Raw genomic sequence first — 11,109 nt, 5'->3', positions numbered from 1 at the left:
GGTGGGGAGGTCGAGGACGGGCTGGATGATGCGCCAGGATTCTTCGGCCAGGTCGAAGCGGACGAAGCGGCGGGGGTCGCCGGTCATCGCGTCGGTAAGGATGCGCTGGTAGGCCGCTTCCATCGGGCCCAGGACCTTGGTGAAGTCCACGCTGAGCGGGACTCGCCGGGTGCTGTCGCGCCCGGGGACCTTGGCGAGCAGGTCGAATGTGACCCCCGCATCGGGCTGAATGCGGAAGCGGATCAGATTGGGTTCTGGGGCGCCGTCGAAGAAGCTGATGGGCGGGGTGCGGAGTTGGGCGACCACTTCCAGATCGGTGGTGCCCAGTGCCTTACCGGAGCGGATGTAGAACGGGACGTCGGCCCAGCGCCAGTTGTTGATGCGCAGGCGCAGCGCAGCGTAGGTCTCGGTGGTCGAACCCTCACGGACGCCTTCGGTGGCGAGGTAGCCGTCGTACTGGCCGCGGAGGACATCGCCGGGCGCGACGGCCTCGACGGCGCGCAGCACCCGCCACTTCTCGTCGATGAAAGCGCGTGCGTCGGTCGACGGCGGCGTGTCCATGGCCAGGAGCGCGAGGATCTGCAGAAGGTGGTTCTGGACGACATCGCGGATCGTGCCGTTGGCATCGTAGAACGAGCCACGGTCGGCGACGTCGAAGTCCTCGGCCATCGTGATCTGCACGTTGTCGACGTAGTGACGGTTCCAGATCGGCTCCAGGAGCATGTTCTCGAACCGGAACATCAGCAGGTCCTCGATCGGCTCCTTACCGAGGAAGTGGTCGACGCGCCTCAGATGGTCCTCGTCGAAGAACTTCAGCAACTCGGCGTTCAACGCCCGCGCCGACTCCAGGTCCTTGCCGAACGGTTTTTCGACGACCATCCGGGCGTTCCTGTTCAGGTCGACCTTGGCCAGGCCCTCGGCGACCGTCGCGAACAGCGAAGGAGGAACCGCAAGATAGTGGGTGAGGAATCCCGCGTCGCCGACCTCGCTGCGGATCGCATCGAAGGTGGCGCCGTCGGTGTAATCGCCCGCGACGAGCCGGAGGTTCCCGGCGAACTTCTCGAACGCCGCGTCGTCCACCTTGTCGTGCTTGTCCTCGCAGGCCTCACGGGCCCGACTTCGCAGTCCGGTCAGGTCGAGGTCGGTCTTGGCGACCCCCACGATCGGCTGGTCCAGCACCCCGTCCGCCGTCAGCTGGTACAACGCCGGCAGCAGCATCTTGTACGCAAGATTCCCAGTGATCCCGAACAGGACCATCGCGTCGGCTCGCTCCATCGCAGGCCCCCTCTCCTCGGCTGACAGCTTGCCGCCTCGGCCATCCGGAGAACAAGCGTCCCGCCGGACGCATAGGTGTCGCCTCGTCTCCATCGATCCCGGTTCGCGTGTCGTTCCGGCCGTGCGACCTCATCCTGACCGTGCTCGCCGAGGCGGACGGTCACTCGACCGCCGACGCGGGTGCCATGGATCTTCGACCGTCTACCGGACGCCGGCGCTGTTCGAGCGTCTCCAGATCGTGCACACTCCGGCGATCGGGAAGCGTGTCATACGGCCTGACCAACCATCCCCACGTGCACACCGTCTGCGACGGACGCGCCCGCGTCACCGCGCTCCACGAGGGCGAGTTCGGAGACCTTCGGTCGCTGGCGCGACGCGACCTCGCGGATTTCGCCGCCACGGGGATCGTCATCCGAGGCCGCTGCGCCGCCTGCACTAACCCCAGACGACCGTTCTGCTGCCTCGAACAGGCCGCGGTTCGTGGTCAGGGATGCACGATCACTTGGAGGACGCTGTTGGCAGTGTCCATCGCGTAGACCTCGGCGCAGGCCAGCAGGTGAGGCTGGTCGTCGGACACGCGGGCTTTGGACACGCCGGGCTGGACGATCGTGATGGTGAACTTCGGTCTCAGGAGTGGAGCGCGCTGGGCGAGTTCGTCGAGCGTCTGTTCCGTGCCCTTCTCCAGCCCGGCCCGGCCGAGTCTTCGGCGATGGGCTTGCAGGCTGCAGCGCCCAGTGTGGGCTCGGGAACCGGAAGCTCAAGGACTAAGGGGGAGGGGCCGGACAGGTATGGACCCTGGACGGTCCCGGCCTACTTCAACCGCCCCGGCCCCAGGTTGGTGCACGGGGCAGAGATCCTTGCCCACGTCCTGCACGGCGTCACCGTAGCCGAACCGGTCCGCGACGACGAAGCGCACCGCTTGGAATGAAAAGAATGATCCGCAACACCCTTCGGACGGATCAAGGGTCGGCTTCGGGCTTCACCGCCGACAGCGAGTGCATAAGCGGGACGCTCAAGGGGCGGGGCGCCGGTTCAGCGAGCTTCTGCGGCCGCCTCGCAGGTCTTTGTGAACTCCGGCAAGGCATGGGAGAAGGCGTGTCCCAACTCGCCGAGAAGTCTCTCGGTCACGCCGGCGGCCTCATCGATCTGAGCGTCGCGTGAGTCGCTCCACACGGGAATGTGTGTCACCCCCGCAGAAGGATCAGGCTCCTCGCGTTTGACATGTCCGTGGACGCGGACGTGCTGGTCGCTGAGAACCTGGATTGCGGCAGCCGCCACCACGACGCGAAACGGGTCGTCGGCATCTGCGACGATCACGGTCATGCCCTCCTCGAAGCGGACGATCTCGCCGGGGATGCCAGCGGTCCGTTGCCGTAGATGTGCAGGCACCGCGCTGGGCCCAGGATTCAGCCGAGTTTTCGCACCCCCGGGTGGCAACTGCCTGAGGGCGGAGAAAGCCTGAGCTATCTGGCCGAGAGGTCTGAGCACCAACTGCTTAGCATTCTCGGCGTCCGTTCGCTGGTCTTCTTCGGCCGTGCGCAACTGGCTCAGTCGCTCCTTCAGTGAGCCGATGCGTCGAGGCTTGCCCTGCGTCGCGGCGGTGCTGCCAGGGCTCGGAAGGCTAGCGTCGTCGAGCGAAATCTGCTCGCAATAGACCGTACGGTTGTGGAAGAGCATCTGCCGTACCTCGACGTCAGGGTAGTCGGCCAGAACCGCGGCGAGTGCAGGACGCTTGTGGTCAGGGAAGCACTCACCCAGGACAACGTGGGACAAAGGGGACTTCCACCTTGATTGTGGACACCGATTGCTATGCGGCGGCGGTCAGCATAGTTGATCGCTTCTCGTACTCGGCCGGGCTGAGATAGCCCAGGGCCGAGTGGCGGCGGTGGATGTTGTAGAAGGTCAGCCAGCCGAAGACCGCCAGCCGCGCCTGGGCGGTGGTGGGCCAGCCGTCGATGGGCAGGATCTCGCGTTTGAGGCTGGCGAAGAACGATTCGGCCAGGGCGTTGTCGGCACTGGGGCCGACCGCGCCCATCGAGCGTCGTATCCCGGCCGCCGCGCACGCGGCCGCGAACGCGGTCGATGTGTACTGGGCGCCGTGATCGGAGTTGAAGATCACGCCCGAGACCTGGCCGCCGCGGGTGTGCACCGCGGCGTTCAGGGCATCGACGACCAGCTCGGCGCGCATGTGCTCGGCCATCGAGTAGCCCACCAGCCGCCGGGTGCCGATGTCGATCACGGGAGTCCGCTCACGGTGGCCGAGTGGCTGCAGCGGTGGCTGGATAACCACCAGGGTGCGCCGTCCACGGTGACCGGTTACGCCGATCATATGCGGCGGTATCTGACCCCGTTGCCGGGTCATCTGTTGCTGGCGGAGGTGTCGGTGGCGCATGTGGAGGAGATGTTCGCCGTCATCGCCCGCGAGCATCAGGAAGCGGGTCGGCGGTTGTCGGCCGCGACGCTGGATCGGATCCGCGCGACGCTGCGGGCGGCGTTGAACGCGGCGTTGCGGGCGGGGCTGGTGGAGGAGAACCCGGCGTCGCTGGTGGCGTTGCCGCCGACCCGGCGGCCGCGGGCGGTGGTGTGGACCGCCGCCCGCGTCCAGCATTGGCGTAAGACCGGGGAGCGGCCGGCGGTGGCGGTGTGGACGGTGGCGCTGACCGCGCAGTTCCCGGACGCGATCGCCGCGCATCGTCTGTAGGCGGCCTACCATCTGATCGCGTTGCGGGGGCTGCGGCGCGGTGAAGCGGCGGGGCTGCGCTGGTGCGATGTCGACCTGGACGGGGGCACCGCGGTGACCTGCCGGCAGCTCCAACGACGTGACGGGCGGCTGATGGTGTGCCCGCCCAAGACCGCGCACAGCACCCGCGTCACCGCGCTGGACCGCACCACCATTGCCGCGCTGCGCGCGCACCGCTCGCGGCGGCGGGCGGAGGCGGCCGCCTATGGCGAGGGGTACCGCTACAGCGGATATGTGTTCACCAACCTCAACGGTGACCCGGTTGCGCCGGGCTGGCTCACCCACGTGTTCCAGCAGCTGATCGCCGAGCACGATGTGCCGCCGATCCGGCTCCACGACCTGCGCCACGGAGCCGCCACTTTGGCGCTCGTGGCCGGGGTGCAGCTGAAGGTGGTACAGGAGATGCTCGGGCATTCCAGCATCGTGCTGACCGCCGGCACCTACACCTCCGTCCTACCCGAGGTCGCGCACACCGCCGCGGAGAAGACCGCCGCGTACCTGCTGCAAGCCGCAGGCGTGGTGCCGGGCAGCGCCCGCCGCCGCGGCCGGGCCCCGGCGCGCCGGGGCCGTTGGGGGCGAGTGGCACCCGGGCGGGTCTGGTGCGGCGCCGGTCGTCCAGCGAGCGCCCCGAATCGGTGCGGTCGCGCACCCGGGTGCGGCTACCGGGCCGTGTCCGTCCGCGTCCCGCGGCCGTGGCGGCGTGATCGTGAGCTTCCGCTCCCTATTCCCGGCTGGCGAGTTGCGAAAGGACTAGTCACCTAGCGCTGGCGCGCCGGTCCCGATTCGGGTGGTGCGAGGCCACAGGCATGCCTGTATTCGGCCCGAGGGTGGTAGAAGGTGAGGCGCTGGGAGGTGCGGTGGGGTGGGCCCCAGGGCGGTCTCAGGTCGGCCCCAGGCGTGATCATCCACATGCCCACTGATACATGTTCTCCCTGGTCAGGGTGGTGGGTCGCGTGGGACTCGAACCCACAGCCTACGGATTAAAAGTCTACTGCTCTCGTATCAGAACAGTGCTCTCAGTGTCGGACTGTACCGCTCTGTCCGCATCCAGGGGCATATCCGTGCCACCCTCTGTCGCGTGGTGCCGATCCGTTTCGGAACCGCCGAGCAGACAACGAGCCGACATGGGTGTGGTGATCGTAGTGCGTCCTCGCAGGCGGCTCTGAGTAGGCGTGGGTCAGAGCCGGTCCAGGAGGTCCTTTTTCTTGGCCTCGAATTCTTCGGGGGAGACGACGCCGGCGTCGCGGAGTTCGCCGAGTTGTCTGAGGAGTGCCATGACCTGTTCGGGCGTGGTGGCCTGGACGGCCGGGGTGGCCTGGAGGCTATTGGGTTGCTGTACGGGTGGCCCCGGTTGGAGTTGTCCTGCTGCCGCTGCCAGTTGAGGGTGGCCTCCGAGTGTCTGCGGAATCTGGCCGGTGTGCTCGTAGCGGTGGGTGCCGAGGTCGCGGGCTTCGTCGATCTGCCGTTGGTGGGCCGCGATGCGAACCTGGTGGACGGTGTGGTTGATCAGGTCGCGTACCTGCGACGGTTCCAGGATCGAGTCGAGGACCGCGGTCTCGCGCTGCCCGTTGGCACGGACGATGTGGACGAGCACGTTCCCGATTCGCTGCCGCTTTTGCAGCAGTGTCTGGGATACATCGACGTCCTGCACGCTGATGAGCGGGACTTGTTCTTGCTTGGTGAGGCCGATCCCGCCGGTTTCGAAGTACAGGTAGTGGGTGGTGAGCCGGTAGTGCAAGGTGAACCGGCCACCGGTGGCGCGGGCGGTGACGTTGCGGGACTCGCCTTCCCAGATCGTCTGTTCGTGGCCGGAGTGAACGGTCATCGCCTACCTTGCTCAGCGCAGGCCCCTGGAGGGCGGAGTGGTCTTTGCGCTGGTTAGACGCGCTTCTAGCGGTTGTGGTTGACGCCCGGCTCCGGCGCGCTTTCGAGGTTGTCGGCCGTCTTCCCCATCCAGCAGAGGCCTCCTCGATGGCTGGCCTGTACACGCGAAGGTCACCCCGTCTGGCCGGATCCCCTTGAGGTGATATCTCCGGCCTATCTGTGGCCTGCCGCGTTGGTGGTGAAGTCGCGGCGCAGCAGGTCGGGCGTCGTGGCGTACCGGTGGTTCGATGGGGTCAGCATTGTCGCTTTCGAACAGTGTTCGGATGGTCGGGCCAGACAGAACGTGAGTCGGCGCATTGAGTCGTTGTTCATTCAAAACGCTCAAGGACTGAACGCAGGGCTGCCATTCCCCGTGCGGTGTGGACCTTCACTGCGCCTGGGCTGATTCCCATCGCGCCCGCGATCTCGCCAGTGGAGAGGTCGGCGTAGTAGCGCAGGACGAGTGCCTCCCGTTGGCGGGCCGGAAGCCGGGACAGCGCGTCGATGACCGCCGAGCGTTCCAACTCCCCAATGGACCTGGCCTCCGCGCTCGGCACGTCCGGCCTCCCCTTGGGGGCGTACTTCTCGACGGCGCGGTGCCGGAGTACCGACCGCGACCGGTTCACCACGGACTGGCGCAGGTACAACAGAGCCTTGTCAGTGCTGCGCAAGCGGCGCCAGCCGCCGTGCATCGCGACGAAGGCATCCTGGACGACCTCTTCGGCCGTCCCGGCGTCCCGCACGAGCATGGCGGCCAAGCGCACCAGGGATCGATACTGCGAGGCGTACAGCAGCGTGACCGCGTGGTCGGCGTCCCGGGACTCGATCGCTGTGCAATCGCCCGCCCCAGCGCGGACCGGGGCCGCGGCTACGGTCAGGGCGCCGGTCATGCGCAGTCCAGTATCGCGGGTGCTCGGGGATTCTTCGCTCTGGTGCGGTGCACGGCCTCCTCTGGCGCTGCGGCAGTGCTGTAGGGCGCGGCCGAGTACTAGGTCTTCGGGGCGCTCACGTGTGCGCAGTTCTTCCCACTCGTCGAAGGCGCAGGTCATGGAGTGGACCATGACCAAGCGAGCGTCCTGCTCCGACAATCCGGTCTCGCTGCGCAGCACGTCGGTCAGGGTGTCTACGTGCTCGCGGTGAAAATCAGCGAAATCACGCGGGGTCTGGTGCTGGCTGGGCGTGACAGTCTCGGCCACGTCTGACACGGCCCCGTCCTCGCCCTTGATCGCCGCCGCTGCTTCGCGGTGGCCGAGTTGCGCGGCGAGGCGAAGCAGGGTCAGTGCAACTGCCCAGCGCTCCGGTGCCACCTCTTCGGCCTTGGCGACCAGGGCCTCGGGGTTGCCGCAGTGGTTGTCCCACCAATCAGGGTTGGTACCGGTGATGTATGCCCGGGCCTTGATCACTTCCTTGATTCGCGGAGGGGTGCGATCACGAAGCTGCCGCGCCCCGGTTGTTCCCAGTGACGACTCCTCGACTAGCAGGGCCACCTGCTCAGCCGGCAGCATCGGCGATCCGGTCAGGGGAGCGGTCGCGCGCGTCGGCTCGCTGGCCCTGGTGGGGTTTCCGGCCATGGTCACCTGCCCTCCTCCTGCGATTTCTGGCGTGTTCGCTCACGGTGACGCCTGAGGTAGCCCTCCACCGACCGCGCGGTGACGCCGAGGATCTCGGCGATCTCCTCCTGCTCGTACCCGTCGGCGGTCAGGACCAGGGCAACCCGGGTCCGCTCGCTGCTGATGTCGGCGAGTTCGCGACGGAGGAGATCACGCTGCTCGCACACCTCCAATGGCCCTGGCCCTGGATGGGGCACTTCGGTCAGCTCGTCAAGCCTCGGCCCATCAGCGGGTGGGGCGGCTCGTATCCGCTTACGCCAAACGTTGGCGAACTGGAGAAGCAGCCCGCGGCGGAAGAACGTGCGCAAACCTGCGTGCCCTGCCGGATCCCAGCCTTTGCCCCTGGCGAAGCTGTCTTGGAACGCGCCCAACGCGGCAACGACCGTCTCCTGCGCCAGATCACCTTGTTCATCCGGCGAGATGTGCTGGGCCGGGAGGAACAGGCCGTTCTCCGCGCACCGGGCGAAAATGAGACCGGTTCTCAGCAGCAGGGTCATCACCTGGTACCCATAATCGATCAGGGTGTCCTCGATGATGGCCCAGGCCTGCCCGGAGAACCCATTTGTCCGTATCTCTGCGGCGAGCCGCGCTTCTACCTGCATCGCATCGGCGAGCCGGGCGTCCGCGGGGAGGCGCAGAAGATCGTCAAGTCCTTCTGCGAATTCCAGTTCGTCGAGCGAGGGCTCCTCAGATGTAGTCGGCCCAGCCCGAGCGGGTGATCGGGGGCGCTCGTCCATGTAGTCCTTTCGACAGGGCGGCGGCCCGTCACCATCGGCGAGCCGCCCTCGAACCTGCCTATAGTCGCCACCCGCGTTCCACCCCACGCCCCTCACGCAGAAAACGCATGGATCCCCGAGCGCTCCGGGGCGAGGGATCACCGGAAGACGAAGACTAAAGCTGAGCAAAGACGTCTGCTCAGCGAGAGAGAGATCCCGTGCCCGACCTCAACCCGCCGGCCCTACTCACCCTCCGTGCCGCGTTGATCTTCACGATCGCGCTCCTGGCCGGAGCAACTGCCGGCTGCCTCACCTTCCTCGCCCAGCACGACCTCGCCCAAGCGGCCCTTGCGGGCTGTGGAGCCTTGGCGGTGTCGATCGGCCTGCTCAACAGAATCATCGCCCGCAGCTAGACAAGTAGAACGGTCCACCCGCGGATCGCGACCGCGGTCGGGGCGGCCGGCGCGCTGCTGATCGTTTTCCTGAGGGGCTGACATTCCGCCCTCAGGCGGCTCTCGTTGTCGGGAGCGCCCTGTCTCAGATTGTAGTCACCCGCGGCTCCTAGACCAGCACCGAGGCTGATTAGGTAGGCGATCCAGCCGCCAGGCCGTGTCGCGCGGACGGCTCCCGCCAAAGCTCTGCGTACCGTGAGCTTGCGTGATCCCAGGTCAGTTCTCGGCGCCGTTGACGCCAACACCCTGGCTGATGGTCGCGGTCGGATATCCGATGCTGGCAGCCACAACGATTGCACCGCCTTACACGTTTGGGTGTGGGCCGGGCCTGCCGGCGTGCGCACGCGATAGCCGACGCGATCAGGGAACCGACGGATATCATGCCCGGCCTGCGGCCCCACGACGGCAGCGAGTTGCCGGTGTGGCGGCATGTGATGCGGTCGCTGGCCGAAAGCTTCGGGTGGCTTTGACAGGCTTCACCCTTAACGTCCCCGGGAAGTGCGGAGCGCCTTTCACTTGCGGCCCTTCGGGGGTGGCTTGGGAAGGCTGATGAGCACGTCGAGCCCGAGGTGTTCCTTGAGTAGGTACTTCAACTCTTCGTGTTCGATGACCTGCATTCGGCCGTGACGGTTGGCGTGCTCGTGCCCGCCCTTGGTCACCCACGAGGTGGTCACCATGATGCCCTTGGTGGCGTGCTTGTCCTCCATCGTCCCCGCGAGTTCGCGGATGGCGTCGACGCCGACTGCCTTCCGGTAACGCTTGGCTTGGATGATGCACAGTCCGCCGAAGATGGGGTCCTCATTGGTGGCAACGCCATCGACGCCGTCGTCCTTGGACGCCTGGGTGACCCATGACTTCATGCCCATGGCCTCGAAGAGTTGTCGTACCAGGTGCTCGAACTCGGCTGGTGTCATGTCGATCAGGTCGGGGCGGCTGTCCAGCCCGGCAGCCGCGTCCATGCCTTCGACGAATGCGAATTGCTTGAGCAGGTTCTCGAAATCGACCATGGGCTTGACGGCCTCCAGGTCGTACGGGTGCGGGGAGACGAGCGCACCCAGTTTCTGCTTCACGCAGGCGACAGGATCCAGTTCGGCCAGGACCAGTTCACCGAAGGCTTCTCTGGTCGCGCTGACGCTGATCAGATAGGGCCTGATTGGCTGGCCGGTGGCCTTGTCCTTGGCCTGGGCAAAGCCGCCGAAGGTGGCGGCCCCGACGACGTCGGGAACGTTGACGGCGAAGATGTGGTGCAGCGTGCGCAGGGCAACCTGGGCGATGACCGAGGCGTACCGTTCCTTGACCTCCTTGGGCGGGCGACCGAGTGGATCGATGGCGTCCCGCTTCTGGGTGTACTTGTAGGACCGTTCGGTGGGAATCACGCTCTGTTACGGCAGCTGTAGATCGTGACTTCGGGTATGTCGCTGCTGGTCGGCGGGGCAGCTGGGGGTGATCACGATCGGGTGGAGTCCCGGACATGCGGGACGGCCGCCCGGATCGTTGTTTTGTGTGACGAAAACAGAAACCCCGACGGCCGTCGGGGGCACGATAGCGCATGCCGATGATGAGCGGCGGGCCGGTTTCCTGGATGCGGTGATGGCCCGGATCGCGGGTTGTTTCCGCAGGTGCGAGCCGCGGCGGCTGGTCCGCGACTTCGTACTGGGCCTGCTGATGGAACTGGAGGACCACAACTGCTGGACGCTCGGCGAAGCGCTCGGGCACACCGGCCCGCACCGGCTGCAGCACCTGCTGTCGAGGGCGAAATGGGACGAGCGCCAGGTCCTGGACGAGACCGCGGCCTGGGCCGCCGGGCACCTGACCGACCTCGATGACAGCGGGCACGCCGGCGGGGACGCGGTGTTCATCGTGGACGAGACCGGGGACGCCAAGTCCTCCACCGACTGTGTCGGCGCGGCCCGCCAGTATTCGGGCAGCCTGGGCGGGGTCGCGTTGTGCCAGGTGACGGTGAACCTCACCCTGGCCACCGCGCGGGGCCACACGATCATCGACCGCCGCCTGTACCTGCCCGGAGACTGGGCGGCCGATGAGGAACGCCGCGAGCTGGCCGGTGTCCCCGACGAGGTCGAGTTCGCGACCAAGTCGCAACTGGCCGCCACCATGCTCGCCCACGCCTGCCACCGCGGGATCGGCGCCGCCTGCGTGGCCGGTGACGAGGTGTACGGCGGCCGCGACCTGCGCCGCACCGTCCGCAGCCTGGGCATGGGGTATGTGATGGCCGTCAAACACGACCACACCGTCACCCTCGGCCCGCGCACCACCACCGCCCGCAAAGCCGTCCGGCTGATCGGCGACGGCGGATGGCAGCGCATGCGCACCGGCACCGGAACCAAGGGCGTCCGCTCCTACGACTGGGCCATGCTCGCCATCAATCCCGACGACACCCCCGAAGGCGACCAGGCCGGTGACCAGGCCGGTGACCAGGCCGGTGACCAGGCCGG

The 11,109-nt window shown here is 67.1% G+C and carries 11 protein-coding genes; 4 read left to right on the top strand and 7 right to left on the bottom strand.

What is annotated here, in order from left to right; translation table 11 throughout:
- From zwf to E1293_RS38425, 3 genes are all read right to left on the bottom strand, one after another.
- Window positions 1-1,275: glucose-6-phosphate dehydrogenase (gene zwf / locus E1293_RS38440; RefSeq protein ID WP_165978581.1), on the bottom strand; the 1,275-nt coding region annotated here is incomplete at its 3' end.
- Window positions 1,276-2,307: 1,032 nt separating this feature from the next.
- Entirely contained in the window at window positions 2,308-2,952 is a 645-nt protein-coding gene (locus E1293_RS38430; protein WP_132203614.1) for a hypothetical protein, read from the bottom strand.
- 130 nt (window positions 2,953-3,082) lie between these two features.
- Complete coding sequence (locus E1293_RS38425) at window positions 3,083-3,514, bottom strand: integrase core domain-containing protein (protein WP_165978580.1); 432 nt, start codon at window positions 3,512-3,514, stop codon at window positions 3,083-3,085.
- 15 nt (window positions 3,515-3,529) lie between these two features.
- Here E1293_RS38425 and E1293_RS38420 point away from each other — a divergent pair, with 15 nt between their 5' ends.
- Both E1293_RS38420 and E1293_RS38415 read left to right on the top strand, forming a co-directional pair.
- Window positions 3,530-3,976, top strand: a complete 447-nt coding sequence (locus E1293_RS38420) for a hypothetical protein (protein ID WP_165978579.1) — start codon at window positions 3,530-3,532, stop codon at window positions 3,974-3,976.
- A 21-nt stretch (window positions 3,977-3,997) separates the two neighbouring features.
- Window positions 3,998-4,777: a site-specific integrase gene (locus E1293_RS38415; protein ID WP_165978578.1), complete on the top strand. Its 780-nt coding sequence runs from the start codon at window positions 3,998-4,000 to the stop codon at window positions 4,775-4,777.
- A gap of 415 nt (window positions 4,778-5,192) precedes the next feature.
- On the opposite strand, the gene E1293_RS48915 is transcribed toward E1293_RS38415, so the two are convergent.
- The 3 genes from E1293_RS48915 to E1293_RS38400 form a co-directional block, all read right to left on the bottom strand.
- The gene (locus tag E1293_RS48915; RefSeq protein WP_207939342.1) at window positions 5,193-5,840 is read right to left on the bottom strand and encodes an SHOCT domain-containing protein; all 648 of its coding nucleotides are present in this window, start codon (window positions 5,838-5,840) and stop codon (window positions 5,193-5,195) included.
- Window positions 5,841-6,207: 367 nt separating this feature from the next.
- Window positions 6,208-6,768, bottom strand: coding sequence for a SigE family RNA polymerase sigma factor (locus tag E1293_RS38405; protein WP_132203620.1), 561 nt, complete (start codon window positions 6,766-6,768; stop codon window positions 6,208-6,210).
- Between the two features lie 683 nt (window positions 6,769-7,451).
- Window positions 7,452-8,225 (bottom strand): RNA polymerase sigma factor, encoded by a 774-nt coding sequence (locus E1293_RS38400; RefSeq protein WP_132203606.1) that lies wholly within the window; start codon window positions 8,223-8,225, stop codon window positions 7,452-7,454.
- Window positions 8,226-8,422: 197 nt separating this feature from the next.
- Between E1293_RS38400 and E1293_RS38395 the strand changes: the two genes are divergently transcribed.
- Window positions 8,423-8,617, top strand: a complete 195-nt coding sequence (locus E1293_RS38395; RefSeq protein WP_132203604.1) for a hypothetical protein — start codon at window positions 8,423-8,425, stop codon at window positions 8,615-8,617.
- Window positions 8,618-9,168: 551 nt separating this feature from the next.
- Here E1293_RS38395 and E1293_RS48910 read toward each other — a convergent pair.
- The gene (locus E1293_RS48910; RefSeq protein ID WP_207939341.1) at window positions 9,169-10,032 is read right to left on the bottom strand and encodes a restriction endonuclease; all 864 of its coding nucleotides are present in this window, start codon (window positions 10,030-10,032) and stop codon (window positions 9,169-9,171) included.
- A 127-nt stretch (window positions 10,033-10,159) separates the two neighbouring features.
- On the opposite strand from E1293_RS48910, the gene E1293_RS38385 reads away from it, so the two are divergent.
- The coding region (locus tag E1293_RS38385; RefSeq protein ID WP_424923718.1) for an IS701 family transposase at window positions 10,160-11,109 on the top strand (950 nt) is incomplete at its 3' end.

The organism is Actinomadura darangshiensis (genome assembly GCF_004349235.1).
Classification (GTDB): Bacteria; Actinomycetota; Actinomycetes; order Streptosporangiales; family Streptosporangiaceae; genus Spirillospora; species Spirillospora darangshiensis.
The sequence above is the reverse complement of the archived record's forward strand: the minus strand, read 5'-3'. Positions and strand labels throughout refer to the sequence as shown.